Here is a 25937-nt window from a genome sequence, read left to right as displayed (position 1 = left end):
TCGCGTGAATCTGGGGACACGATCTCGGCAGGCTCTCACCGGCTCGCTGCGCAGGCGGCTGCCCACGGCGCTGCTCGCGGTGGGGTGTCTCAGCGGCGTGGTCGTCGCGGTGTCCGGCGCGGCCACGCCCACCCCCGGCGCGGCGTTCCTCCCGCCGGGCCACTGGGTCTACAACGCGGCGCTGGGCGCGATCTTCCACATCGACGGCGGCACCGGCAACGTCGACGCCAAGGTCGACGGCGTCCAGGCCGCCCCGGGCAGCGAGGTGGTCCAGGGCGACACCAAGGGCTATGTCGTCAGCCCGACGGAGATCCCGATGGTGGACCTGCCCAGCCAGACCGTGGAGAAGACCCTCGACCCGGAAACCGAGGAACCCGGCATCCCGATCCGCGTCGAGGGCGGCCCCTATGTCCTCTACCCGAAGGCGGGCACGCTGTCCCGCTTGGGCGACCCGATGCTCGCGCTGAAGGTCGGCGGCCCGGTCGTGGACTTCGCGGCCACCCCCCAGGGCCGGGTGTGGCTGCGGCGCACGGACACCGGGCAGCTGTGCCGGGTCGCCCCCGGCGCGACGGACGTGCCGTGCCCGGTCGCCATCCCCGGCAACGACGCCGGGTCGCTCACCGTCGTCGGGGACACGCCGGTTTTCGTCGACAGCGCGACCAACACCGCCCACGCCGTCGCGGACACCGGTCTTGGCCCCGGCGTCCACCTCGGCATCGACATCCCCGACGCGGCGGCGGTCGCCGCGAGCGACGTCTCCGGCCGGGTCGCGATCTTCGACCCCGCGAAGAGCACGCTGCACCTGGTCGACCCCGGCCTCGATCCCGCCCGCCCGCAGGCCAAGCCCATCCCGGTGACCGTGCCCAAGGGCGAGTACACCGAGCCGGTGTCCTCCGGCGGTGTGGTCGCGCTGATCGACCGGAGCAGCCGGAAACTGCTGACCTACGACGCGGACGGACGCCCCCAGCACGCCCGGCCGATCCCCGCCGAGACCGGCGAGCCGAGGCTCACCAAGGGCGACGACCACAAGGTCTACGTCGAGGGCGACAAGGGCGGCCACGTCCTCGTCCTCGACCGGGACGGCCGGATCACCGACGTCCCGGTCGACGGCAAGGTCAACCCGACGCGCGGCCCCGTCGCGCCGCCGGTCGCGCCGCCGCCCCCGACCGACACCACCACGACCGGGGCGACCGCTCCGCCCGCGCGGCCAGCGGACACCGGGCCCCCGCCCGCGCGGCCAGTGGACACCCGGCCGCCAGTGGCGCCCCAGCGGACCAGGACGACGCCGCCCGCCAAGCCGACGGCTCCCCCGCCGACGATCGCGGCGAGCCCGCCGGGCGCCCCGGTCGGCGTCGCGGCTGCCCCCGGCCCCGGCTCGGCGACGGTGACCTGGTCGCCAGCATCGGCCAACGGGTCCGCGATCACCGGGTACACGGTGACCTGGTCCGGTGGCGGCAGGTCCGGGTCGCACCGCCTCGGCGGCGGCGCCACGGCGTTCACCGTGACCGGCCTGGCCAACCGCGTGTCGTACACCATCACCGTCCGCGCCGCGAACGCCGTCGGCTCCGGGCCCGCGGCATCGGCCACCCCGGTGACGCCGGTCCCGACGCCGCAGGTCGTCATCGCGCGCGGCGACCGGGAGTGCGACCCGGACGCGGACTACGCCTCAAAACCGGGCTGCGCGCCGATGCGGATCACCCTGACCGGTTTCCCGCCGAGGACCCGTGTGAAGGCGTTTCCGCATTCGACCGCGGCGGGCTACTCCAACCCGGGCTCGTCGCAGACCACCGACCGCAATGGCGAGATCACCTTCCACGCCTTCGACTACCACGGGATAGGCCACACCGTGTGGGTGACGGTGGAGACCTCGAACGGGACCTTCGAGTCCAATCGTCTGAAGTGGACGGAGAACTGATGACCGCCGCGAGCGAGGTCTACGACGCGATCTCGACCAACGTCGCGCGTGTGCTGCGGGGCAAGCCGGAACTCGTCCGGCTCGCCGTGGCCGCGCTGCTGGCCGAGGGGCACCTGCTGATCGAGGACGTGCCCGGCCTGGGCAAGACCACGCTGGCCCGGTGCCTGGCGCGCAGCATCGGCGGAAGCTGGAGCCGCATCCAGTTCACCCCGGACCTGCTGCCCGGCGACATCACCGGAGTGCAGGTCTACCACCAGAACGTCGAGCGGTTCGAGTTCCACCCCGGCGGGATCTTCGCGAACATCGTGCTCGCCGACGAGATCAACCGGGGCACCCCGAAGACCCAGTCGGCGCTGCTGGAGGTGATGGCCGAGCGCACCGTCACCGTCGACTCCGTGCGCCACGAGGTCCCGACGCCGTTCATGGTGGTCGCGACGCAGAACCCGATCGAGATGGCGGGCACCTACCGGCTGCCCGAGGCCCAGCTCGACCGGTTCCTGATGCGCCTGTCGATCGGCTACCCCGACCTCGGCACCGAGGTCCTGGTGATCATGAGCCACTGCGCGGGGGTCGAGCCGGACGAGCTGTCCCCGGTGGTGGACATCCCGACGCTGCGGGCGGCGATCACGCAGGTCCGCTCCGGGCACCTCGACCCGCACGTCGTCGAGTACGCGGCCCGGCTGGCGGCGGCCACCCGGGCGCACGTCGCGCTGCGGCACGGCGCGAGCCCGCGCGGCAGCATCGCGCTGGTCCGCGCGGCCCAGGCTGTCGCGGCCACCCGCGGCCGCGCCTTCGTGACCCCCGACGACGTCAAGGAGGTCGCCGGGCCGGTCCTCGAACACCGGCTGATCCTCACCGCCGACGCCGAACTCGACCAGCGGCGGACCAGCGACGTCCTCGCCGAGGTCCTGGCCGCCGTCCCGGCGCCCGCGACGAGCGCCACGGTGGCCTGATGGCCCGGCTGACCGGCCGGGGGGCCGTCGTCGCCGCTGTCGCCGCCGCCGCCTTCGCCGCGGGCTGGTTCGCCGGGTACCCGGTGGCGCTCACGCTGGGCGGCGCGGGCGGCGGGGCGGTGCTCGCGGCGGTGGCGGTCGTCGCCCGCAGGCCGAGCGTCACCGTGGTCCGCGAGGTCTACCCGGACCGGGTCACCCGGGGCAGGCCCGCGTTCGCCCGGATCCGCGTGCGCAACGAGGGCGGCCGCGGCCAACCCGGGTTCACCGCGAGCGACCGGATCGGCGCGGGCCACCGCGGGGTGAGCGTGCGGCCGCTCGCACCGGGCGGCGAGGTCGTCCAGCACTACGAGCTGCCCACCGCGGCGCGCGGCGCGCACCAGGTCGGGCCGCTCACCCTGGAGCGCCCTGACCCGCTGGGGCTCGCGGTCGGCCGGGTGCGGACCGGGGACACCACCACGCTGTGGGTGTATCCGCGCCGGTACCCGATGCGCGCGCCGGTCAGCGGGCTTCCACACCACCACCACGACGGCGCGACCACCGAGACCGCGCCGCGCGGGTCGCTGGACCTGCGGGAGATCCGGGAGTACGTCGTCGGGGACGAGGTGCGGCACCTGCACTGGAAAGCCAGCGCCCGCACCGGCACGCTCATGGTCCGCGACTACGCCGACCCGGAGCGGCCGCTGTTCACCGCGCTGCTCGACACCCGCCCCGGCCCGGCGTTCGAGGACGCGGTGGACATCGCCGCGTCCCTGCTCGCGGCCTCGGCGGCGGCTGGCCACCGCTGCAGGCTGCTCACCACCGCCGGGTTGGACGTGTCGGTGGACTCCGGCCCGTCCGCGGTGCGGCGCCTGCTGGACGAGCTGACCCTGCTGCGCCCGGACGACGGCGGCGCGATCGTGCCGAGGTCGTTGGGCAGGCCGGAGGGCCGAGGCGGCTGCCTCACCGTCGTCACCTCCGCCGCGCGGGCCGATCTCGGCGCGGTGGCGGCGCTGCGGCCGCACTTCTCGGCCCTGTTCGTCCTCGCCGTCGGCCCGCTCGACCTGCCGCGCGTGCCCGGTGTGACGGTGCTGCGCGCCGCGGACGCCGAGACCGCGGCCCGCCGCTGGAACAGCGTGATCGCCGGATGATCCAGGGGGTCGCAACCGGTGGCCGCGGTGCCGATCGCGGTGGTGATCGGGAAGCGCGCGGGCGGATCGCGGTGGCGGCGGTGCTGGCCGCGGCCGTCGTGCCGGGGCTGCTGTTCCAGCCGGTGTTCGGGTTCCGCGCACTGGTCGCGCCGATCGCCGTCGTGGTCGTGGCGTGCTTCGCGGTGACCGAGCTGTGCGCGCGGTTCCCCCGGTCGCAGCCGTGGCGGCCGGTGCTCGCCACCGCCGCCGGGCTGCTCGGGCTGGTGGAGCTTCTCCTGCGGGACACCACCGTCGCCGGTGTGCCCACCGGGGCGACCGTGCGCGCGATCGTGGCCGGGGTGTCGGAGTCCTGGCTGCTGACGCTGCGCTCGACCTGGCCCGCCCGGCCCGAGCCGGATCTGCTGCTGTTCGTCCCCTTGGCTGTGCTCGTCGCCGCGGTGGCGGGCGTCGAACTGCTCGGCACGGGACGGCGGCCGCTGCCCGCGCTGCTGCCCAGCCTCGCGGTGCTCGGGGTGAGCCAGCTGTTCGGCGCGGTCACCGGGGTCGCGGCGATCGTCGCGGGCGTGGCGTACGCGGGCGTCGCCGTGGTCTTGCTGCTGGCGACCGGGCGGGCGGGCGCGCCGGGGCCGGTGGTGGCCGCGATGCTGCCGGTCGCCCTGGTCGGCGCGGTGCTCGCGGGGACCGCGCAACCCGAGCGGACCCCGTACTCGCTGCGGGACCAGCAGCACGTGCCCCAGCCGACCAGGGTGGTCAACCCGCTCAGCGAGGTGGCGAGCAGGCTGCGCCACCCGGACGAGCCGGTGTTCACCTACACCACCTCCGGGCCGGTCGACCGGTGGCGGCTCCTGGCGCTGGACAAGTTCGACGGCGTGACGTGGTCGACCGACGGCGGGCAGCGGTGGCTGGGCGACGCGCTGCCCTCGCCCGCGCACGCCACATCGCACACCGCCCGGATCGAGGGCGCGGCCGGGCCCTGGGTGCCGAGCCAGGCGCTGCCCGCCGCGGTGACCGGTCCCCGACTGCTGGTCGACGAGGCCACCGGCGCGCTGCGCCTGCCCGCGCGGACCGGCCCGGTGTCCTACGAACTGCGCTGGTGGGAGCCATCGGTCCAGGCGGGCGACCTGATCGACGGCGCTGTGGACCAGGTCGAGGCGCGGCGGATCGGCGACCTCGGCCCGGTGCCCCGGGAGGTCGCCGACTTGGCGCGGACCGCGGTCGGCGACATTCGGCCGTCGGCGCAGACCGCGTTGGCCCTGGAGAGGTTCCTCAGCGAGAACTACGACCTCGCCGAGGGCCCGGACATCCCGACGGGCAGCGGATGGCCGCAGTTGCGCGCCTTCCTGCTCAAGAACAAGGTGGGCACCAGCGAGCAGTTCGCCGCCGCCTACGTCGTCCTCGCGCGATTCCTGGGCATCCCCGCGCGGCTTGCCGTCGGGTACCGCGCGCCAGCATCCAGCGGCGGGCCGGTCGTGGTGCGCAACCGGGACGCCCTGGTGTGGCCGGAGGTGGCGATCGAGAACGTCGGCTGGGTCCCGCTCGACCCGACCCGCGCCGCGACGACCGGGGCGGCGCGCGGCGGCCTGGCCGAGGCCGCCGACCGGGCGCGGGCGCAACTGCCGCCCGCGGCCGATCTCGTCGCGCCCGCGCTCCGACCGCCCCCGCCGGACGCGACGAATCCGGACTCCGGGTTCCGGGTGCCGTGGCGCACGCTCGCCCTGGCTGTGACCGGCGCATTCCTGGTGGGGGTGGCCGCTGTTCCGCTCCTGACGGCCCTGCGCGCGTGGCGGCGGCGGCGCGCGCCGGGGACGCGCGCCGTGGTGGGCGCCTGGTTCGAGGCGCGGGACCGGTTGCGGGCGCACGGGATGGCGGTGACGCCAGGCACAACGGTTCGGGACGTGCTGGCCGCTGTCTCCGACCCCACCGTCGCGGCTGGGCTTTCCGATCTGGCGGATATCCTGGACGCGACGCTCTGGTCGCCCGACGGCGCCGACGACGACGCTGGCCCGCGCGCCTGGGCCGCGGTCGGGCTGGTGCGCAAGGGTTTGGCGAAGACGCCGTGGCCGATGCGCCTGCGGGCGGCCGTCGACCCGAGGCTCGTGCTGCGCCGCGACGGGTGGACCATGGCGCGCGAGACGCGGATGGAGGTTGCGGCGGCACCGCGATGACGACCCCCGGCGACGTGGTGGGCGGCGGACCGGTCGCCACCGTCTACTCAGGACAGCGCGACGGCGTTCCCGTCGCGCTGAAGGTGTTTCCGAGGGTGTTCGACCGGCGCACCAGGACCGCGTTCGAGCGGGAGCGGGCCGCGTTGCGCGGCGCCCCGTCGCTGCTGCCGGTCGACGGCGTGGAAGCGCGCGACGGCAAGCAGATCCTGCGGATGGAACTGTGCGCGCGCTCGCTGGCGGATCTGGTCGGGCGCGCGGGCCCGTTGCCCGCCCGGGACGTCGTGTCGCTGGGCCGGGCGCTGGCCACCGCCCTGGTCGCGGCCCACCGGGCGGGCGTGGTGCACGGCGGGGTCACCCCGCACAACGTGCTGTTCCGCGCCACCGGCGAGCCGCTGCTGTCCGACGCCGGTCCGACTCTGCGGCAGGCGTTCCCCCGCGATCCGCTGCACGCCATCGAGTTCCGCTCCCCCGAGGCGATCCGCACCGACGCCCCGGGCGAACGCGACGACCTCTACGCCCTCGGCGCGGTCCTGCACTTCGCCCTGACCGGGGGCTCGCCGCACCCCGGCAGGCTGGGCGAGCGCGCGGGCGACCGGGTGCTGCGGGTCCTGCGGGAACCGGTGCCCGCCGTCAACCGGCCCGGCGTGCCGGTCGAGCTGTCCACTGTGGTCGCCCGGCTGCTGGCCGTCGACCCGGCCCACCGGCCGCAGAGCGCCGACGCCGTGGCCACCCGCATGGCCGAGATCGCCGCGCTGATCGCCCCGCCGCCGACCACCCCGGCTCCACTGGCCACCCCCGTCACGGGCCGAACCCCGGTCGCCGCCTTCGACTTCCGCGCCGCCGCGCCCGACCGGCCGAAGTCCCGGCGCGCCGCGCGCCGCGCGGCGATCGGGTTGTCCGTGACCGCCGCGGCGGCGGCCGTGGTCATGCTCACCCGGACACCGTCCTCCGAACTGTCCACAGAGCCCGCTGCCGCACCGGCATCCACTGTGGACCCAAGTCGTCCAGTGTCCACTCCAGGCAGTCCGACCACGCGACCGTCCACCTCGGTGGAACTGGACGACCCGAGCGAGGAAGGCGGCAAGGCGCGGCTGACCTGGCGCGGCTCGACCCCGCTGGACTACATGGTGAAAGTCATGCCCGAGGGCGAAAAGCCCTGGTTCCTGCCCGCGGGCCGAAACTCCACGATCCTGGTCGATGTCGAGCCCGACCGGAAGTACTGCTTCCAGGTCCGGGCTGCCAACCCCACCGACACCGTCCAATCCCCCGCCAAACCCTTCCGCGGCGCGGTGTGCGCGTGACCCCGGCCCGCAGGCGACACGCGTCCGGACGCCGATGCCCCCGGGCCGCTGAAGGGGTCGTCCGGGCGGTGCGGCTGGCACTATCCCCAGTGGACTCCGGCTCGACGGGCGCTACACCGCCGATTGCTTGAGGAACCGCGATTCCTCTGCGCTGATGTGATACGTGTACTCGGAACCGTCGGGCCAGGTGAGGCGCCGGTGGGCCGGTCGGACCTGGGGCGCGTGCGGCTTCTCGGCGTGCCACAGGATTGTGGGCGGCGGGCTGCCCGCCGGGTCGAGGTAGGTGTGGCCGGTGTCGACCACGGCGACGTGGGACGGGGAGCAGACCAGCCAGGGGCCGTTGGCGGGCCGGGCGGCGTCGACCAGGGCCAGGGCTTGGGCGTTTTCCGGGCCGGTCACCTTTCCGTCCCGGCCGAAGACGTGCCCAGCGGCGCCGCCCGCGACCGACAGGATGACGCAGGCCAGGCCGCCCACCGTGCCGCGGAAGATGTTCCAGAAGAACCGGCGGACCAGTCGTTCGCCCTCGACTGTGCCGTCCTTGCGCCTGCCGGGGACGTCGAACTCGGGCTTGACCTCGCGCAGGTAGACCACGACGACCGGCTCCCGCCACTGGCTTTCGGCCAGCTCGCGGACCCGCCGCCGGAACTCTGGATTCGGTGGTGTCACAAGCGAGCAGGTTAGCTCAGCCGAACGACAGGGCGCGGTCGAACGTGGGCAGGTCCCGCTCGGCGCGGGTCTGCGGTGGGCCGATGATCCGCTTCAGGAAACCGTTGTCCAGCAGCCACTTCACATTCAGCGGCGACGGCGCGCCGGGGATGTGCGCGGCCTTGAGCTGGTACTGCCAGCCCCCTCCGGGCTGGGCGAACCAGGGCGCGATCGGGCCGGAGTCCACGACGAACGGCCGGAGAACCTCATAGGCGCGGTAGTTGCAGTACGCGGCGGGGGTGCTGACCAGGCTCTGCGGGGGAATGGACCGGCTGGCGTACGAGGAACCCTTCGGGGCGAGGAACTGGCCGTACTCGCTGCCGTAGCGGTCCAGAAGCCGTCCCGGGGCGAGTCGGGTGGGGATGATCACCGGAGTGCCCTCCGGGGACAGGAGATAGCCGTCGGCGGGCGGGTAGCGCCAGCTTCCCTGGCCGCCGTTGGCCGCCGAGTCGTAATAGGTCTCCAGGAATCGTCGCGGGGTGAGCTTCCCGGTGCGCCGGTAGCCGACGAGTTGTTCGCCGACGACTCCCCGCTTGGGCAGCACCCTGGGGCCGAACCGCGGGTCGTCGAGCGTGTGGGTCTGCGAGCACTCCGTCAGCCGCCCGGCGGATGGCTGCGCCTGCGCGGTCACGGTGGTCGGCGCCAGCAGCGCCACCGCGCCGACCACCGCGAGCAACGAGCGAATCGGCCAACTCGTCATCGAGCCTCCAGTCGTTGATGATCTTCGCTCAAGTCCACCACCACAAGGTGTGCGCTGTCGACTATCCAACCGGGTATGACTTGTCCGCCCGGCGCAGGCGGCCGACACCGGGGAAGAACCGGCCCACCCGCCGCGCGTAGCCGAGGTAGTCCGCGCCGTGCGTCTCGGTCAGGTAGGGCTCCTCGACGCGGCGCACCAGCGTGGACACCGTGGCGTACAACAGCAGCAGGCCGGTGAAGGACAGGAAGTTGGGCAGCGCCAGGGACAGCCCGAGGCCGGTGAGCAGCATCGCGGCGAAGATCGGGTTGCGGACCACCGCGAACGGGCCGGTGGTGACCAGGTCGGTGCGCTCGGCGCGGTCCACGCCGATGCGCCATGAGGCGCCCATGGACAACTGGGCGAACACCGTGGCCGCGACCCCGGCGACCGCGACGACCAGGCCGAGAACCCGCAGCGGCACGTGGTCGAGCGGGTCGATCCGGGGCAGCGCGCCGAGCAGGTCCAGGACCGGGTTGGCCAGCCCGGTCAGCCCGATCACCCCGAACGCCGCCTCGCCGCACCACTGGAGCGGGCCGGAGATGCGCAAGCCCGCGTCCCGCCCGCCGGTGCGGCGGCGCATCCGGCTCATCGGAACGCCGAAGGCGAGGACGAGCCAGAGCAGGAAGATCCCCAGGGCGACGAGGGTCACCGGACCCCGCCTCGGACGCGCGGGACTGGGCGGGGCACTGGGCTCATCAGGGTTCTCCGAGTGGTGGTGGGAACGGCGGTCATACCGGGTCTGGGCTGGTGACGGCGCGGCGTAGGTGCTCTCTGGCCACCGACTCGACCAGGGGCGAGCCGTAGGCCACCGCCAGGCGCGCCAACTGGGACACCTCGGTGACGTAGACGGCCTCGGTGGCGCCAGCGGCGACGGCGGGCGGGTCGGCCAGGGCCGCCGCCGGGGAGGTGAGCCACGGTCTGGTGGCCACCAGGACCTTGATCTGGCAGGCCAGAACCAGGTCGTCGAGCGCCGCCCCGGTCAGCCCGGCCGCGCGACCGGCCCGCTCGGCGTCCCGCGCCACCTCGGGGTCGTGGTGCGGGCGCAGCGTGGCCAGCCAGTCGTAGATCTCCATCACCTGGCGGATCACCCGCCACCGCACGCTGAACCTCTCCTTGTGCGCCAACGGTTGCACGGCTTCGGGATTGACCGGGCGCAGGGCGTTCCACAGCGGCCGCAGCAGCCGGTAGGCGCGCAGTTCCCAGAAATAGACCCGAATCCGGCCGGGAATGGTCGCCAGCGGCGGCCCGAACGGCGGCAGCAGCAGGCCGACCACGAACGCCAGCAGGCCGACCTGCCCGAACGCGAGCGACAGCGGCAGCGCGACCGCGTCGAAGTCCAGGCCGAACCACTGGCCCGCCATGGCGGTGAACCGGGCCACCGAGAAGCCGAGCCCGCCTGCCGAGCCGGCGGCCACGATCCGCAGGCCGCGCCGCAGCCAGGGCCGCCCCGCGACGTGGTGCGAGCGCGACCAGTTCAGCCCGAGGCTGATCACCCCGAATTGCGCCGCCCCATAGGCGATCAGATAAAGGCCGCTGTACACGGCCACGACCGGCTGCCGCGCGTAGTACGACTCGTAGTCCACCGGGCGCTCGACCGGCACGTCGCTGAGGGCGAACAGCGCGACCAGGGCGATTCCGATCGCGGCCAGCACCCACAGCCGCCTGCGCACCCTGGGCCAGGAATCGGAGATGTCGGCCGACCACAGCAGGAAGAGCACCTGCGCCGACGCGGCCAGCGCGATGATTCCCATGTGGACGATGAGCGCGGTCAGGTTGGCCACGCCGGAGACCCGGTTGATCCAGACCACGACGGGCGGCGCGGACAGGCCCATCACCAGCCCGGCCAGCGCGGCCACCACGGCGATCGTCAGGCGCAGCGCGCGTTTGCCCGCGGCTTCCGGCCCCGGGGGGACCTGGAACGCGTGGCGGATCTTGACCGCGCTGGTGGCGAACGCCACCCCCGCGCAGAGATAAGTGGTCGCGTATGGCGACATGGACTCCCCCAGGACTCGGCGCTATTCCAGCGATCCGGCTATCCGGTGCAGCGCGGTCGGCGCGGACACGGGAAGCGGTTCGCGGCTGCGCGTCGCCGACCAGGCGAACAGCGCCTTGTGCAGCGTGGTGGCCAGCCGTTCGGCGTCGTCCTCTTCCTTGCGGGTGAAGTCGGTCCGGCCCGCGATGAGGCGTTCGGCCTGCGGCTCGAGGTTGCCGAACAGGTGCGGACCCTCGCCGGTGTGCACGATGGCGTCGTGTTTGAGCAGCCGGTGGGCGATCTCGTGCAGGAGGACGCCGAGGCGGTAGACCCAGCTCGGACCGGGCGAGACCACGATGCCCATCGGGCCGGTGTCGTCCTTGGAGATCCAGGTGCAGCCGCTGAGCCCCATCGGCCGGACGTCGATGAAGGCCAGCTTGACCGGCCGCTTCTCCCACTCGCCGAGCACCTCGCACAGCCGGTAGCACAGCTGCTCGGTGGTGATCGCGCTCGTCACGCCCAGAGCCTCGACCAGCTCTCTCGCGACCTTCTTGCGCTCTTTGCCATTCATAGGGTTACCGTGCGATCCCTCTCGTGCCTTCCAGATCGCTGCTGTCAGGTCAGTCATGGCCGGGCTCAGCGTCGGTCCCAGCGGGGTCGTTCGCAGCGCGGTCGTTCCCAGCGGGGTCGTTCGCGGTCAGCAACTGCTCCACCTGGTCGGCTTTCTCCGGGAAGAAGGCGCGCGCCATCTGGGTCATGACCGTGCCCATCACCTGGGAGTCGACCTGCCGGGCGAGGTCGCCGCCGAGGCTGCGCATCACCACGGCCCGGACGTCAAGCTCCAGCACCGTGGAGATCCGCAGCGCGGTGGCCTCTGCGTCCACCCTGCGGGCGTAGTCGTCATCGAAGAAGTACCAGGGCTCGACGCCGAACACGACGGCGATCACCAGGATCTGCCGCAGGCCGGGGTTGTCGTTGGTCCCCTTGTAGAGATCGGTCAGCGTCGGCGCGGACAGCGTCCACCCGTCGCCGGGCAGCGTGGCGACCCGCTCGGGGACCCGGCTCACGATCTCCCGGATGCTGTAGGGGGCGCCGTTGGCCGGGCGGATGGCCTCGAACAGCGCGCGCAGCCGCACGGCGAAGCTGTCGGCGGCCACCGACCCGGGCGCGCGGTCGCGGCGGCCGCCGAGGAACCAGGCGGGGTGCACGTCGAGGACGCGACCTAGCGCGTGCACCAGCGCGTAACTGGGGTTGTCCTTCTTGCCGGAGCGCAACGCCGACAGGTACTGCGGCGTGACCTGGCAGTTCACCTCGGCCAACGCGGCGGCGAGCGCCACATTGCCGACGCCGCGTTCCTTGCAGAGCCGATCGAGGAGCTGCCAGAACCTGGGACGCTCGGTGCCGCTCACAGGCCCCCTTTCCGCAGGTCGGATACCCATGTTCCAAAAACCTGTTGCCCCCCAACGTTTAGCAACCAGAATTTAGCATCCGACCCAACGCTTCTCAAGTCTGGTTGATATCGTCGCTGTCCGGCTCTATGCTTGCAGAGTGTAAGGGAATCGCTGCGAAACGGAAGCGCGGCGGCGCATTTTGGGGGGCGGGCACCAGCCGGACGAGGGGTCGGCCGGTGCTCTTCGCCGAACTCGGGAGGGGAAGAAAGAAGGGGGCCCGATGTACGTGCAAGAGCAACACACACCACCGACCAGAGTCACCGACTCACTCGACTCCGAGCACGTGCCGTGGTGCGACACGTGCGGCCGTCCAACCCGCGACCTGATCACCGGTCTGTACGACCACTGGTCGTGGTCGGACAAGGCGCCCAGAGAACTGCGCCAAGCAGACCACGAGGGCAGCCCAGGGGCGGTGCTCTACCTCGACCTGGACGCTTTCAAGCGGGTCAACGACACCTACGGCCACGCCGCAGGAAACACCATCCTCCGCGCGGTCGCCGAAGTCCTGCGCACCGGCACCGCCCCGACCGACCTGGTCAGCAGGTGCGGCGGAGCGGCCGACGAGTTCCTGATCTGGCTACGCGGCGCCGACCGCGTGGCGGCGGAGGAAAAGGCCCACTGGCTACGCAGGCGCGTGTCAGGCTTGGTCGTCCAAGTCCAAACAGAGCACGGCCGCGAACTGGTCACCGGCCTGTCGATCTCCATCGGCGTGGCCCTGTTCCACCCCGGCCAGGACATGCGCCTCAGCCGCCTCGAACTCAAGGCCGAAGCAGCCATGCGCACCGCCAAGTCCTCGGGCGCGGGCTTCTGGCTCGCCTCCGATCGGAACAAGTGATTACCCAGACCCACCACAGAAGTCCATAATGGACACAACGGATGGCGGTGGCTGAAACGCGGACAGCCGAGCACACCCAACCACCTGCCACCGGGCCCGCCCCTGCCAGGCGCCCGATGGGATGCGCAAGGTGCGCACCCCACCTCCTACCCAGGCCGCACTTGCGCCAGCCCAGTACTCGATGTGCGCAAAGAGGTGGGCACCCGCCCTCCTGTCAGGCCGCACCTACGCTCGCCAGATGCTCGATGGGGTGGAGTGGCTTCTTCAGGGGTGAAGGAAGATCCCTGAACTCGCCGTGGTCGTGGGGCCGAAGGCTCCCCACCCGTCTTTCCCCGCGACGGATCTTCCTTCGTAAGGGCCCCGAAGAAACCACTCCACCCCATCGAGCAACCCCCACGAGACCCAACCCAGCCACAACAAGGAAAACCCGTGACACCGCAGCGATCCGGCATCACCCGCCGCACCCTCCTTGGCACGGCGGCACTCCTGCCCCTAGCCGCGTGCACACGAGAAGCGACACCAGCCGCCACCACCACCCCGACAACGCCGACCACCACGGAAACCCCCCACACCGCCCTAGCAGAGCTGGAACGAAAGTACTCCGCACGCCTAGGCGTCTACGCGATAGACACCGCCACCAACACCACGATCACCCACCACCCCGACGACCGCTTCGCCTTCTGCTCAGCTTTCAAGGCGCTAGCCGCGGCCGCGGTCCTGCACCGCAACCCGCTGTCCCACCTGGACACCACCGTCCAGTACACCCGAACCGACCTCATGAAGCACTCCCCCATCACCGCCCGGCACGTCGCCACCGGCATGACCATCCGCCAACTGTGCGACGCCGCGATCCGCTTCAGTGACGGCACAGCGGGCAATCTCCTGCTCCGCGACCTAGGCGGCCCCGCCCGCCTGACCGACTACGCCCGCGGCCTCGGCGACACCGTCACCCGCATGGACCGAACCGAGCCCGACATCACCGAGGCCACCCCCGGCGACCCGCGGGACACCAGCTCCCCCCGGGCATTCGGCTCCACTTATCACCGAATCTTGCTGGGCGACGCGCTTCCCACCGACAAGCGCGACTTCCTCCGCGACCTGCTGGACCGCGGTGTCGCGGGCGCCGACCGCATCCGGGCGGGCGTGCCGAAGGAGTGGGCCGTGGCGCACAAGAGCGGAACCGGCGATTACGGCACCCTCAACGATTTCGCGGTCGTGCGACCGCCGAACGCCGCCCCGCTGGTCGTCTCGATCATGTCGAGCAAAGCCGACCGCGACGCCGATTCCGACCCCGCCCTGCTCGCCGAGACCGCCGCCTACGTGGTGTCCGCGCTCACGCAAGGGCCCGTGTAGGTTCGACTTATGCGCGTGCTGTTCGCCAGTCTGGGGTCGGTCGGCCACACCTACCCGCTGATCCCGTTGGCGATCGCCGCGCGGGAAGCCGGGCACGAAGTCCACTTCGCAGCGGGCGAAGAGGTGCACGAACCGTTGTCCGCCAATGGGTTGCGTCCCTTTCGTCCCGCGAACTCGTTCTACGAGATCTACGCGGAAGACCTCGCGCCGGACCTGGCGCGGCTGCGGCCAGACCTCGTCATCCACGAGTGGGGGCTGCCGGGTGCGGCGGTGGCCGCGCACCGCGCCGGGATTCCCGGCCTGTGGCACGGTTTCGGCCGCATGTTCCCCGAAGGCATCGGCCTCCAGCGTCCCGCGACCGCCGACGTGCCCGCGCTGCCGCACCTCGACATCTGCCCGCCTTCATTGCAGGACAAGGACTTCGTCGCCACCGAGGAACGCGTCGAGATGCGGCCCGTCCCGTATCCGGCACCGGCCGCCCCCAGTGGCGAGCGCGGTTCCAAGCCGCTGGTCTACCTGACGCTCGGCACCGCGTTCGGTACGCCGGAACTGCTGGCCACCGTCATCGAGGGGCTGGCGCGGCTGGACGCGCACGTGGTCGTCGCCGCGGGCCGGGTGCCGCTGGCGCACCTCGGTGATCTGCCGGACAACGTCTTCGCGCGGACCTGGGTGCGGCAGTCGGACCTGTTGCCGCGTGTGGACGCCGTTGTGCACCACGGTGGCAGCGGCACCACCCTGGGCGCGCTCGGCGCCGGCGTCCCGCAACTGGTCCTGCCGCAGGGCGCCGACCAGTTCGCCAACGCGGCGGCCGTGCTCGCGGCGGGCGCGGGGCTGCGCCTGCTCCCGGCCGAGATGACCGCGGACGCCGTCACCGAGCACGCCCGGAAGCTGTTGCCGCGCAACGGGAACCACCGGGCCGCGGCTCAGGTGATCGCCGACGAGATCGCCCGGATGCCCGCGCCCGACGAGGTGGCCCGCAGGCTTTCCGACTACGCCGCCTGATTCGCCGCGCTCAGGCCCCGGTCACCTTGTCCAGGAACGCGGCCAGGTTCGCCGTGGTCCGCTCGATCTGGTCGGCCAAAGTCAGCGACTCGCGGAGCCTGCCGCCCGGCTCGACCTCCTTCTTTCCGCGCAGGTAGAGCGAGCAGGCCAGGTCGGCGCACAGGTAGGAGCCGACGGAGTTGCCCTGCTGCCCGGCCTGCCCCGCCCTGCGCGCGGTCATCAACGCGACGCCGCCGCCCGGGTGCGTGGTCAGGCACAGCGCGCACATGCTCCGCCGCGCCCGGCCCGCCTGCGCCGCGGCCTGCCGCAGCGCCACCCCGACCAGCCGGTCGCCGGACTCGGCGACCAGGTAGGCCCGCTGCGGCGCGGCCGGGTCGCGCCAGCCGAGGAAGTCCAGGTCGTCCCACGGCTGGGCGGCGAGGTCCTTGGGCACGGCCAGCCGCTTCGCCTCACCCTTGGTGCAGTTGACGAAGGACGCGCGCAGGTCGCGCTCGGCAATCGGTTTCATAGGCAGCAAGCTACCTCCCCTAGGCCGGAGGGTCGAATTATTAAGTTGTATCCTAGGAACCCTAGGAATGGAGGTGGCAGATGGCCCGCGCGGGGTTGACCGCCGAGCGCCTGATCCAGGCGGCGGCGGAACTGGCCGACGAGATCGGCTTCGAGCAGGTGACCGCCTCGGCGCTGGCGCGCCGGTTCGACGTCAAGGACGCGAGCCTGTACGCGCACGTCAAGAGCGTGCGGGAACTGAAGGCGCAGGTCGCCGCGCTCGCCCTGGCCGAACTCGCCGACCGGGTCGCCACCGCGCTGGCTGGCCGCGCGGGCAAGGACGCCCTGGTCGCCTTCGCCAACGCCTACCGCGACTACGCCCGCGAGCACCCCGGCCGCTACGCCGCGATGCGGATGGACCTCGCCCCGGACGCGGCGGGCGCGGACGCGGCGCGGCGGCACTCGGCGATGACGCGGGCGCTGCTGCGCGACTACCGGCTGTCCGAGCCCGACCAGACCGACGCCGTGCGCCTGCTGCACAGCGCCTTCCACGGCTACGCGAACCTGGAGGCGACCGGCGGCATGGGCCACCACCCGCGCTCGCTGGACGCCTCGTGGTCGCGGGCCCTGGACGCCCTCGACGTCGCTCTCCGAAACTGGCCCGCCACCGACCCGGCTGAATCCGCGCGGGAAACAGACTGAGACAGCGCTCGAATCGCCGCGCACTGTCCTCAAAGTACTGTCGGCGGACCCGCGTGACCCGCGTTACGCCAGCCTGGGCCGGGCCGGGGCCGCCTGCCCCGCCACCGTGGGAAGCGGGGCCGTTCACTACGCTGGGCGCATGTCGAAGGTCCTCAGTGAACTTCCGGTCGGCGAGCGCGTCGGTATCGCGTTCTCCGGCGGGTTGGACACCTCAGTCGCGGTGGCGTGGATGCGCGAACGCGGCGCCATCCCCTACTCCTACACCGCCAACATCGGCCAGTACGACGAGCCGAACCTCGACGCCGTGCCCGACCGAGCGCTCGCGTACGGGGCCGAGGAGGCGCGGCTGGTCGACTGCCGCACGGCCCTGGTCGAGGAAGGCCTCGCCGCGCTGGCGTGCGGCGCGTTCCACCTGCGGTCCGCCGGGCAGACCTACTTCAACACCACCCCGCTCGGCCGCGCGGTGGTCGGCACCCTGCTGGTCCGCGCGATGCGCGCCGACGAGGTCTCCATCTGGGGCGACGGGTCCACGTTCAAGGGCAACGACATCGAGCGGTTCTACCGCTACGGCCTGCTCGCCAACCCGAGCCTGCGGATCTACAAGCCCTGGCTCGACCGGGCCTTCGTCGAGGAACTCGGCGGCAGGCACGAGATGTCGGTCTGGCTGGAGCAGCGCGACCTGCCTTACCGCGACTCGGCCGAGAAGGCGTACTCGACCGACGCGAACATCTGGGGCGCCACGCACGAGGCCAAGCGCCTGGAGCACCTGGACACCTCGATGGAGATCGTGTCGCCGATCATGGGCGTCGCCTTCTGGGACCCCGAGGTCGAGATCCAGACCGAGGACGTCACCGTGGAGTTCGCCCAGGGGCGGCCGGTGGCCGTCAACGGGCAGACGTTCGATTCCGCTGTCGACCTGGTGCTGGAGGCCAACCGCATCGGCGGCAGGCACGGGCTCGGGATGGCGGACCAGATCGAGAACCGCATCATCGAGGCGAAGAGCCGAGGCATCTACGAGGCGCCCGGCATGGCGCTGCTGCACATCGCCTACGAGCGGCTGCTCAACGCCATCCACAACGAGGACACCGTGGCCACCTACCACGTCGAGGGCCGCCGTCTCGGGCGGCTGCTCTACGAGGGCCGCTGGTTCGACCCGCAGGCGCTCATGCTGCGCGAGAGTATGCAGCGCTGGATCGGTTTCCCGGTCACCGGCAGCGTCACTCTGCGGCTGCGCCGCGGGCAGGACTACACGATTCTCGACACGCAGGGCCCGGAGTTGAGCTACCACCCGGAGAAGCTGTCGATGGAGCGCAGCGCCGACCCGGCGTTCAGCCCCGGCGACCGCATCGGCCAGCTCACCATGCGCAACCTCGACATCGCCGACTCGCGCAGCAAGCTGGAGCAGTACGCGGCCCACGGCCAGCTCACCGCGTGGGACGGGCTCATCGGCGAACTGCCCCCCGGTGGGGCGGCGGCCATCGCCCAAGCCGACCACGAGGGCGCGGCGGCCGAACCCGACGCCCTCGACCGGGCCGCGATCGAGTCCGGCGCGGACTAGGCCAAGCGCCAACGGATCTGAAGCACCCGGCTCCCTCGGTTCGCCGACGGGAGCCGGGTGCTTTTCGTCGGCGCGCCCGTGTGGAAGCGGTTGGAAAAGAGGACCGAAACCGCGGCTCCCACGGCGCGACGTTGAGCAGGTTGGGCTTGCACGCGGCCCAGCGGCGGGAGCCGGGGCGGCGGGATCGTCGCCGAGGACGATGCGGTGGCGTGCTTCCGCCAGGTGCTCGACCGCGCGGAATCGGTCGCCGTCGAGCGCGACCGCGTTTTCCGAGCCCCCGGGCGGTCACGCCAGGGCGATGTCGACCGGGACCGCGTTGCCGAGTGTGTGGCCCACCGGGGAGGTGCGGGTGACCTTGGCGTGCAGGGCCTCGATGTCCGCGCGCGGGGCCGAGGACTCGATCCGGACCTTCGCGGTGATCGAGTCGAAGCCCGCGTTGCCCTCGGCCAGGCCGAGGAACACCCGCAGGTCGATGTCGCCCTTGAGGTCGATCACCAGCTTGTCGATCGCGATTCCGGCCACGGTGGCGTTCGCCGCGTAGCCCACGGCGAGGCAGTTGCCCAGCGCGCTCAGGAGCTGTTCGACGGGGTTCGCGGCGGTGTCCGCGCCACCGAGCGCGGTCGGCTCGTCCGATGGCGTCGGGGCGAACCCGCGCACCCGCGCCTCGGACTGGAACCCGCCCTTCCAGGTGACGTGCGCGGCCCAGGTGGTCTTGGCCTTGGCTTCGTCCGCCTGGATCGCGGCGACGAGGTTGCCGACCGCCGCGATGTCCACGGCGTTCAAGGGGTTCCGCACTTCCACGGTCATCTGCTTCTCCTTCTCGCGGGGGGTGAACCCCCCTCACCATGCCCGCCCGCGGCGGGCATGGTGAGGGGAACCGCAGTGTGGAACCCCGTGACGACCGGGAACGCTCGTGCTAGGAGGGGTCAGGTGGAGGTCGCCGGTGAAGGTGGCGGTCAGCTTCCCGTATTCGGCTTTCCGGTCAGCGGGGCGTTCGCGATATACCGCGAGAACGCGCCCCGCTAGTCGATCCATGGCGGCCAGGACGCGGCGCGGGCCGAACTCGACGGTCAGGCGGGAGCGGACTGGTCGACGCGGACGCAGCAGTGGTCGGGCCGGGGGGCGAGGCGGGCGGTGCAACCGGTGGCGGCGAGGCCGTCGAGGATGCCGCCCACCAGGCACAGGTTCATCCCGCAGACCAGTTCGGCGTGCCGCTGGGCGAGGCTGCGGAACGGGCAGTTCCCCAGCACCACGGCGGTTTCCTCTTCCCGGGGCGCGAAGCCCATGGACCGCAGCGCGGCCACGGCCGTGCCGGTTCCGGTGGCGCGGGCCGCGGCGCCGAGGTCACGGCCGAGGTCGCGGGCGAGCCTGCCGAGGACGGCGCGGACCGGCTCGCCGGAGGTCTCGGACTCCTGGCAGGCGTCGGCGAGCAGGCGGGCGGCCAGCTCGTAGCGCCGCTCGGGCAGTGAGACCGCGATCTGCGCCGCCGAGCGCCGGTACAGCTTGGCCGGGCGGCCCGCGCCGGGGCCGCTGCGGCCGGTGCGGCGCTCGTAGACGACCTCAAGCAGCCCTTCCGCGACGAGTTTGTCGAGGTGGAAGGCGACCGTGGTGCGCGGGGCTCCGACCGCGTCCGCGGCGTCGTCCCGGCTCACCGGGGCCGGGTGGTCGACCACGAACTCGTACAGCCGCCGCCGGGTCGGCTCGTCGAGCGCGGCGATGGCGGAGACGCGGGCGGCCCAGGCTTCGTCGGCCATTCTAAAATCCACCTTCGTTGACGAAATGTCGGGAGGGCTTCTAAGGTTAGCCTGAGTTGTCGATAGAAGGAGGAGTCGTGACCGCAGAGGCGCCCAGCATCCACCCGACGGAGTGGAGCGCCGACTTTCCGGCGCTGATCCCGCCCTCCGCGCCGCCCGCCTACGGGGACATCGACCTCGACGCGGCGCGGCGGGCCGTGGCGGACCTGCTCGTCGCCCTCGGCCGGGACCCGGGCGCGGCGCACCTGGCCGACACGCCCCGGCGCGTCGCGCACGCCTACGCCGAGATGCTCACGCCGCGCGAGTTCACCATGACGACGTTCCCGAACGACGAGGGCTACGACGAACTCGTGCTGGCCCGCGACATTCCCGTGCAGTCGCTGTGCGAGCACCACCTGCTGCCGTTCCAGGGCGTCGCGCACGTCGGCTACCTGCCCGGCGAGCGCATCCTCGGCCTGTCGAAGCTCGCCCGCGTGGTGGAGCTGTTCGCCCGCGACCTCCAGGTCCAGGAGCGGCTGACCAAGCAGGTGGCCGACTGGCTGCAGACCCGGCTCGCGCCGCGCGGCGTCGGCGTGGTGATCGAGGCCGAGCACATGTGCATGTCCCTGCGCGGGGTGCGCGCCACCGGGTCCCGCACGGTGACCTCGACCCTGCAGGGCGCGCTGCGGGAGGACGCCCGGTCCCGGCAGGAGTTCTTCGCCCTGGCGGGCGTGAACAGCTGAGGCCACAAGGGTTTCCCGCGTCCCAGGGCGGGTAGGCCGGTCACCCGGACCGAGGGAGGCGGGATGGGCGCCGTCGAGATCCCCACCGCGGGTGTGCGGCTCGCCGCGGACGTCACCGCGCCCGCCGACGCCGTGGGCTTGGTGCTGTTCGCCCACGGCAGCGGCAGTTCGCGGCACAGCCCGCGCAACCAGGCCGTCGCCGCCGTGCTCACCGGGCACGGCCTGGCCACGGTGCTGATGGACCTGCTCACCGAGGCCGAGGAACGCTCGGACGCGGCGGACCGGCGGGCGCGCTTCGCCGTCGACATGCTCGCCGACCGGCTCGTCGGCGCCGTCGACTGGCTCGGGAACCACGCGGACACCCAGGACCTCCCGGTCGGCCTGTTCGGGGCCAGCACCGGCGCGGCCGCGGCGCTGATCGCCGCCGCGGCCCGGCCGGACGCCGTGCGGGCGGTGGTGTCCCGGGGCGGGCGGCCCGACTTGGCGGGTCCCGCGCTGCCTCAGGTGCGCGCGGCGACCCTGCTGATCGTCGGGGAACGCGACCCGGAGGTGCTCGACCTCAACCGCCGCGCCCTCGCCGCGCTCACCGCGCCCGCCGAGTCGCGCACGATCCCCGGGGCCACGCACCTGTTCGAGGAACCGGGAACCCTGGCCGAGGTCGCCCGCCTCGCCGCAGCGTGGTTCGTCCGCCACCTCGCCGAAAACCGGTGACACCGCGGGAAAGCGAAACCTCTACGCGCGGGCGGCGGTGAGGCTCAGGGTGTTCCCCGGACCGGACAGCAGGCTGTTCAGGAAGCCGGTGTGCGGGCCGCAGCCGGTGAAGGCGGGAATGGTGTATCCGCCGCTCAGTGGACCCCCTTCGGCCAGGGTGAAGGCGGGGCCCGAGGTGAGAGCGAGGGCGGTGGGCGCGGTCTGGCAGTCCGCGTCGGCGCGGATGACCGGGACGCCCAGCACCGCGAGGTCGGTGACCTTGACGACCAGGGGCGCCTCGGCACGCAGAGTCCCGTCACGTGTCTCGCCCTTGAGCGGTCCGGTCTGTGTCAAGTGGACGGTCGCGGTGGCGGGAAGGACGCCCAGGAAAGCGACATTGGCCTGGATCGGCTCATCGAGCCGCAGAGTGCCGGTCACCGAGTCGTCGGCGTGGTCGAGGTCGGCGCTGAGGGTCCCGGGCCCGGTGGCCGCCTCGACGTCGGGCCGGGCGAGCCGGGTGCTGCCGGAGACCGCCAGGTCGGCGTGCTCGACGCGGGGCAGGACGTCGATCATGTGCCAGGGCTCGAAGTAGGGGACGTGGATGCACCCAGGCCGCACGACTCCCAGGCTGGTGAGGGAGCCGTCCGCCTTGCGTGGAGTGAAGGTGACCCCGAAGGCGACGTAGTGAACGGCGATCTGCTTGCCGGGGGCGGCCATGGTGATCGGTCGCACGAACCCCGTCCCCGACCAGTTTCCCGACTCGGGCGAATCGAGCGGGAGATCGGTCGCCGACCAGGTCGCGGACGCCCGACTGTCCGGGCCGAGGCCGCCGTCCAAGGCCAACTGCACCGAGGCCGTGGCGTCCATCGTCGTCGCACCGACCCTGCGGAACTCCTGGACGAAATCACGGGGGAACGCCGTCGCGGTGAAGGGCGAGGGCCGCGTCGGCACACCGGCATAGATGAGATCGGGGAAGTCCACGGAAATACTCACGCTCGCGCTGATGTACTCCCCGCCATCGGCGGAGAGTTTGCAGCTGGTGGACTTCGAGTGCGACACGGTGGTCGCCTCGGCTGTCGCCGCGCTCGCCACTGCGAGCACGCTCGCCGTCGAGAGCATGGCCAGGAAACCCGCGAACGCTCTGCGCGCCTTCGTCAACCGCATGTGCTCTCCCCAGCGTTGGGACGGCCCCCGACGTCGCCGCTGAATGTAACCCCTTCTGAGAATGTCCTCCAGAATAGAACGAGTCTCCGGAAAAATACCCGCCCGCCGCTAACCAGGGGTCGGAGAAAATGGCACGGGATGACAATCACCGAATACGTCATTCGGCCTATCGCGGCGCATTCGGCCTATCCCTCGGCAAGCCGTTCTGTCGGCGGCGGGGCGGCGAGCGGCAGCCACACCTGGAACCGGGTGTCGCCGGGGGCCGACTCGAACCGGAGGTCGCCGTGGTGCTTGTCGACCACGATGCGCCAGGAGATGTCCAGGCCGAGGCCGGTGCCATCGCCGACCGGCTTGGTGGTGAAGAACGGCTCGAAGACCCGGCCCTTGAGCTCGGGCGGGATGCCCGGGCCGGTGTCGCCGATCTCGACCACCGCGGACTCGTCGCGCCGAAACGTGCGCACGGTCAGGGTCCCGGAGCCGCCCATGGCGCCGATCGCGTTGTCGATCAGGTTGGTCCACACCTGGTTGAGCTCGGCCGCGTACCCCGACAGCAGCGGCAGCGAGCGGTCGTAGTCCTTGACGACCCGCACGTCATCGCCGATCTTGCGGCCGAGCATGACCACCGTGGAGTCGAGCAGGTCGTGCACGTCGACCTCCTGGAACGGGGCGCGGTCCAGCTGCGAGTACTGCTTGGCCGCGCCGACCAGCGTCGACACCCGGGTGGTCGCGTCCTCGATCTCGTTCATCAGCGACTCGGTCTCGACCGTGTAGGCCAGCCAGCGCACGGCGGCCTCGGTGACCAAGCCGGCGCACAGCGCCGCGGCCTCGTCCAGCCACTCGACGTCGAGCCCGGCCGCGACCAGGGTGGGCGCGAGGTCCCAGCCGCCGGTGACGCCGTGCTCGTCGAGCCAGTCGGCGACCTCGTCCTCGCGGTCGCTGGTCTCCATCGGCCCGAGCTTGGGCGCCTTCGCGACCCGCTCCACCGCGCTTTCCTGGAGTTTCACCAGGGCGGGCAGGGTGGCCGGGTCGATCGCGCCGTCGGCGAGCATGGCGAGCTTGTGCCGCATCCCGGCGACGCGCTCGCGCAGGGCGCCGGTCGCGCGGACCGCCGCGGCGGCCGGGTTGTTCAGCTCGTGGGTCAGCCCGGCCGACAGCGCGCCCAGGGCCAGCAGCCGCTCCCGCCTGCCCACCGTCGCCTGGGCGTTCTGCATCCCGAAGAACAGCCCTTCCAGCAGGTGCACGGCCATCGGGAACCACGCGCGGACGACCTGGCCGAACTCGGCGGCGGGGAGCCGGAAGAACCGGGTGTCGGTGATCGACTCGACGGTCATCTGGTAGATCGTCTTCGACGCGACGTCGGCTTCCAGGTAGACCTGGGTGGCGCCGAAGTACGCGCCGCGGTGGTCGGTGCGGTTGACCTCGACGCGGTCGCCGCCGATGGTGCGGCAGAGCGCGACCGTGCCGTCGAGCAGCACGGAGAAGCACTCGGCCGGGTCGCCCTCGCGGAGCACGCACGTGCCCGCCGCCGCGGTCTCGACCTGGCCGTGCTCGGCGAGCCAGGCCAGCTGGTCGGCGTCGAGGCGCTCGAACAGGAACAGCTCGCGCAGGTCGTCCGCCGTGAGTCGCTCAGTCACGACACCTCCAGGTAGCGGTGGACGAGGGTGACGGCCATCGCGCCCTCCCCGACCGCTGAGGCGACCCGCTTCACCGACTGCGCGCGCACGTCGCCCGCGACGAACACGCCGGGCACGCTCGCCTCCAGGTGGTAGGGGGCGCGGTCGAGCGGCCAGCCCGCCGGGGCGGCTCCCTCGGCGACCAGGTCCGGCCCGGCGAGCACGAAGCCGTGCCTGTCGCGGGCGAGCGTGCCCGCCAGCCAGTCGGTGCGCGGCGCGGCGCCGATGAAGGCGAACAGCCAGGACGCGGGCACGGTCGTCGTCTCGCCGGTCTGGTTGTCGCGCAGCGTCAGCGACTCCAGGTGGTCCTCGCCCGAGCCCGCGACCACCTCGGTGTGGCTGCGCACCTCGATGTTGTCGACGCCCGCGATCTGGTCGATGAGGTAGCTCGACATGGACTGCTCCAGCGACGCGCCGCGCACCAGCAGCACGACCCGGCTGGCGTGCTTGGCGAAGTGCATGGCGGCCTGGCCCGCGGAGTTGGCCCCGCCGACCAGGTAGACGTCCTGCCCGGCGCAGTGCGGCGCCTCGGTGGTCGCCGCGCCGTAGAACACGCCGCGGCCCGCCAGCCGGTCCAGGCCCGGCGCGGCGAGCATCCGGTAGGACACACCGGTGGCCAACAGGACGGTGTGCGCGGCCAGTTCGGTCCCGTCGTCGAAGCGCACGACCCGGGCCGAGCCGCGCGCCTCCAGCGCCACCACGTCCCGGGTGGTGAGCATCTCGACGCCGAACTTCAGCGCCTGCCTGCGGGCGCGCTCGGTGAGCTGCCCGCCGGAGACGCCGTCAGGGAAGCCCAGGTAGTTCTCGATCCGGCTGCTGGTGCCCGCCTGGCCGCCGGTGGCCATCCGCTCCACCAGGACGGTCCGCAGCCCCTCCGAGCCTCCGTAGACCGCCGCGCCCAGGCCCGCGGGCCCGCCACCGACGACGATCAGGTCGTAGAAGTCCGCGGACGGCTGCGTGGTGAGCCCGACCCGGCCCGCGAGTTCGGTGTCCGACGGCTGCACCAGCGCGTCGCCGTCGGCGGTCACCACCACCGGCAGCTTGCCGCCGTCCTGGCCCGCGGCCTCCAGCAACCGGGCGGCCTCGGCGTCCGCGCCGTCCAGGGCGTGCCAGCGGAACGGGACGGAGTTGCGGGCCAGGAAGTCGCGCACCTCGTACGACCGCGGCGACCAGCGGTGCCCGATCACCTTGACCTGCCGCGGCGGCTGCCGGTCGGTCACCGACCAGGCCCGCAGCAGGTCGTCCAGCACGGGGTAGAGCTTTTCCTCCGGCGGGTCCCACGGCTTGAGCAGGTAGTGGTCGAGGTCGACCACGTTGATCGCGGCGATGGCGGCGTCGGTGTCGGCGTAGGCGGTCAGCAGCACCCGGCGGGCGTGCGGGAACAGGTCCATCGCCGCCTCCAGGAACTCGATGCCGTTCATCTGCGGCATCCGGTGGTCGGCGAGCAGCACGGCCACCTCCTCGCCGCGCAGCTTGATCTCCCGCAGCGCGGCCAGCGCCTGCTCCCCTGACTCCGCCCGCACGATGCGGTAGTGCTCGCCGTACTGCTTGCGCAGGTCGCGGGCCACCGCCCGGGACACGCCGGGGTCGTCGTCCACGGTGAGGATCGAGGGCCGCGCCGCCCGGGTCTCGGCGGCCTGCGGTGGAGTCAGCGGTGTCGCGGTCATGGC

24 protein-coding genes are annotated in these 25937 nt (G+C 72.5%); 12 read left to right on the top strand and 12 right to left on the bottom strand.

The genetic code is table 11. From position 1 onward, the window contains the following. The first annotated feature begins 4 nt into the window (after positions 1 to 4). The 5 genes from BLS56_RS26875 (at position 5) to BLS56_RS26855 (ending at position 7461) form a co-directional block, all read left to right on the top strand. Complete coding sequence (locus tag BLS56_RS26875; RefSeq protein WP_139191017.1) at positions 5 to 1915, top strand: fibronectin type III domain-containing protein; 1911 nt, start codon at positions 5 to 7, stop codon at positions 1913 to 1915. Beyond that, positions 1915 to 2868 (top strand): AAA family ATPase, encoded by a 954-nt coding sequence (locus BLS56_RS26870; RefSeq protein ID WP_091456451.1) that lies wholly within the window; start codon positions 1915 to 1917, stop codon positions 2866 to 2868. The genes BLS56_RS26875 and BLS56_RS26870 overlap by 1 nt, the downstream gene beginning before the upstream one ends. After that, positions 2868 to 3995, top strand: coding sequence for a DUF58 domain-containing protein (locus tag BLS56_RS26865; RefSeq protein WP_091456448.1), 1128 nt, complete (start codon positions 2868 to 2870; stop codon positions 3993 to 3995). The genes BLS56_RS26870 and BLS56_RS26865 overlap by 1 nt, the downstream gene beginning before the upstream one ends. 71 nt (positions 3996 to 4066) lie before the next feature. Further along, a complete protein-coding gene (locus BLS56_RS26860; RefSeq protein ID WP_091456446.1) occupies positions 4067 to 6160 on the top strand; it encodes a transglutaminase family protein in 2094 nt (697 codons plus the stop codon). Continuing rightward, positions 6157 to 7461: a serine/threonine protein kinase gene (locus tag BLS56_RS26855; protein ID WP_091456443.1), complete on the top strand. Its 1305-nt coding sequence runs from the start codon at positions 6157 to 6159 to the stop codon at positions 7459 to 7461. The genes BLS56_RS26860 and BLS56_RS26855 overlap by 4 nt, the downstream gene beginning before the upstream one ends. A gap of 111 nt (positions 7462 to 7572) precedes the next feature. Here the strand turns inward: BLS56_RS26855 and BLS56_RS26850 are convergent, their stop codons facing one another. The 6 genes from BLS56_RS26850 to BLS56_RS26825 form a co-directional block, all read right to left on the bottom strand. Then, positions 7573 to 8127: a hypothetical protein gene (locus BLS56_RS26850; protein WP_091456440.1), complete on the bottom strand. Its 555-nt coding sequence runs from the start codon at positions 8125 to 8127 to the stop codon at positions 7573 to 7575. 16 nt (positions 8128 to 8143) lie between these two features. Continuing rightward, on the bottom strand, positions 8144 to 8866 hold the full coding sequence (locus tag BLS56_RS26845; RefSeq protein WP_091456438.1) for a TNT domain-containing protein: 723 nt from the start codon (positions 8864 to 8866) through the stop codon (positions 8144 to 8146). A gap of 61 nt (positions 8867 to 8927) precedes the next feature. Further along, positions 8928 to 9554, bottom strand: a complete 627-nt coding sequence (locus BLS56_RS26840) for a methyltransferase family protein (RefSeq protein ID WP_228771965.1) — start codon at positions 9552 to 9554, stop codon at positions 8928 to 8930. 79 nt (positions 9555 to 9633) lie between these two features. Further along, positions 9634 to 10899: an MAB_1171c family putative transporter gene (locus tag BLS56_RS26835; RefSeq protein ID WP_139191016.1), complete on the bottom strand. Its 1266-nt coding sequence runs from the start codon at positions 10897 to 10899 to the stop codon at positions 9634 to 9636. A 21-nt stretch (positions 10900 to 10920) separates the two neighbouring features. After that, positions 10921 to 11448 carry a hypothetical protein gene (locus tag BLS56_RS26830; RefSeq protein ID WP_091456433.1) on the bottom strand — a complete coding sequence of 176 codons (528 nt, stop codon included), beginning with the start codon at positions 11446 to 11448 and terminating at the stop codon, positions 10921 to 10923. Positions 11449 to 11497: 49 nt separating this feature from the next. Further along, complete coding sequence (locus tag BLS56_RS26825; RefSeq protein ID WP_091456430.1) at positions 11498 to 12286, bottom strand: helix-turn-helix domain-containing protein; 789 nt, start codon at positions 12284 to 12286, stop codon at positions 11498 to 11500. Positions 12287 to 12548: 262 nt separating this feature from the next. Between BLS56_RS26825 and BLS56_RS26820 the strand changes: the two genes are divergently transcribed. The 3 genes from BLS56_RS26820 to BLS56_RS26810 all read left to right on the top strand — a co-directional run bounded on the left by BLS56_RS26820 (position 12549) and on the right by BLS56_RS26810 (position 15518). Then, positions 12549 to 13163 (top strand): GGDEF domain-containing protein, encoded by a 615-nt coding sequence (locus BLS56_RS26820; RefSeq protein ID WP_091456428.1) that lies wholly within the window; start codon positions 12549 to 12551, stop codon positions 13161 to 13163. 429 nt (positions 13164 to 13592) lie between these two features. After that, complete coding sequence (gene bla / locus BLS56_RS26815) at positions 13593 to 14516, top strand: class A beta-lactamase (RefSeq protein WP_091456426.1); 924 nt, start codon at positions 13593 to 13595, stop codon at positions 14514 to 14516. 9 nt (positions 14517 to 14525) lie between these two features. Next, complete coding sequence (locus tag BLS56_RS26810) at positions 14526 to 15518, top strand: glycosyltransferase (RefSeq protein WP_091456424.1); 993 nt, start codon at positions 14526 to 14528, stop codon at positions 15516 to 15518. Positions 15519 to 15528: 10 nt separating this feature from the next. On the opposite strand, the gene BLS56_RS26805 is transcribed toward BLS56_RS26810, so the two are convergent. Next, positions 15529 to 16026 (bottom strand): FBP domain-containing protein, encoded by a 498-nt coding sequence (locus tag BLS56_RS26805; RefSeq protein WP_091456421.1) that lies wholly within the window; start codon positions 16024 to 16026, stop codon positions 15529 to 15531. An 80-nt stretch (positions 16027 to 16106) separates the two neighbouring features. Here BLS56_RS26805 and BLS56_RS26800 point away from each other — a divergent pair, with 80 nt between their 5' ends. Both BLS56_RS26800 and argG read left to right on the top strand, forming a co-directional pair. Then, entirely contained in the window at positions 16107 to 16706 is a 600-nt protein-coding gene (locus BLS56_RS26800) for a TetR/AcrR family transcriptional regulator (protein WP_091456418.1), read from the top strand. 139 nt (positions 16707 to 16845) lie between these two features. After that, positions 16846 to 18264 carry an argininosuccinate synthase gene (argG, locus tag BLS56_RS26795; protein ID WP_091456415.1) on the top strand — a complete coding sequence of 473 codons (1419 nt, stop codon included), beginning with the start codon at positions 16846 to 16848 and terminating at the stop codon, positions 18262 to 18264. A 285-nt stretch (positions 18265 to 18549) separates the two neighbouring features. Here argG and BLS56_RS26790 read toward each other — a convergent pair whose 3' ends face one another. Continuing rightward, complete coding sequence (locus BLS56_RS26790; protein ID WP_091456412.1) at positions 18550 to 19071, bottom strand: OsmC family protein; 522 nt, start codon at positions 19069 to 19071, stop codon at positions 18550 to 18552. A gap of 263 nt (positions 19072 to 19334) precedes the next feature. Further along, positions 19335 to 20018: a helix-turn-helix transcriptional regulator gene (locus tag BLS56_RS26785; protein ID WP_091456410.1), complete on the bottom strand. Its 684-nt coding sequence runs from the start codon at positions 20016 to 20018 to the stop codon at positions 19335 to 19337. A 134-nt stretch (positions 20019 to 20152) separates the two neighbouring features. Here BLS56_RS26785 and folE point away from each other — a divergent pair, with 134 nt between their 5' ends. Both folE and BLS56_RS26775 read left to right on the top strand, forming a co-directional pair. Continuing rightward, the gene (gene folE, locus BLS56_RS26780) at positions 20153 to 20740 is read left to right on the top strand and encodes a GTP cyclohydrolase I FolE (RefSeq protein WP_091456513.1); all 588 of its coding nucleotides are present in this window, start codon (positions 20153 to 20155) and stop codon (positions 20738 to 20740) included. A gap of 63 nt (positions 20741 to 20803) precedes the next feature. After that, positions 20804 to 21451: a dienelactone hydrolase family protein gene (locus BLS56_RS26775; protein WP_091456408.1), complete on the top strand. Its 648-nt coding sequence runs from the start codon at positions 20804 to 20806 to the stop codon at positions 21449 to 21451. Positions 21452 to 21472: 21 nt separating this feature from the next. Here the strand turns inward: BLS56_RS26775 and BLS56_RS26770 are convergent, their stop codons facing one another. From BLS56_RS26770 to BLS56_RS26760, 3 genes are all read right to left on the bottom strand, one after another. Further along, positions 21473 to 22594, bottom strand: coding sequence for a DUF6801 domain-containing protein (locus BLS56_RS26770; RefSeq protein WP_091456405.1), 1122 nt, complete (start codon positions 22592 to 22594; stop codon positions 21473 to 21475). A 185-nt stretch (positions 22595 to 22779) separates the two neighbouring features. Then, positions 22780 to 24228: an ATP-binding protein gene (locus BLS56_RS26765; RefSeq protein WP_091456403.1), complete on the bottom strand. Its 1449-nt coding sequence runs from the start codon at positions 24226 to 24228 to the stop codon at positions 22780 to 22782. Further along, complete coding sequence (locus BLS56_RS26760) at positions 24225 to 25934, bottom strand: FAD-dependent oxidoreductase (protein WP_091456400.1); 1710 nt, start codon at positions 25932 to 25934, stop codon at positions 24225 to 24227. The genes BLS56_RS26765 and BLS56_RS26760 overlap by 4 nt, the downstream gene beginning before the upstream one ends. Positions 25935 to 25937 lie beyond the last annotated feature (3 nt).

The sequence above is a fragment of the Actinokineospora iranica genome (genome assembly GCF_900101685.1).
GTDB classification, from domain to species: domain Bacteria; phylum Actinomycetota; class Actinomycetes; order Mycobacteriales; family Pseudonocardiaceae; genus Actinokineospora; species Actinokineospora iranica.
The sequence above is the reverse complement of the archived record's forward strand: the minus strand, read 5'-3'. Positions and strand labels throughout refer to the sequence as shown.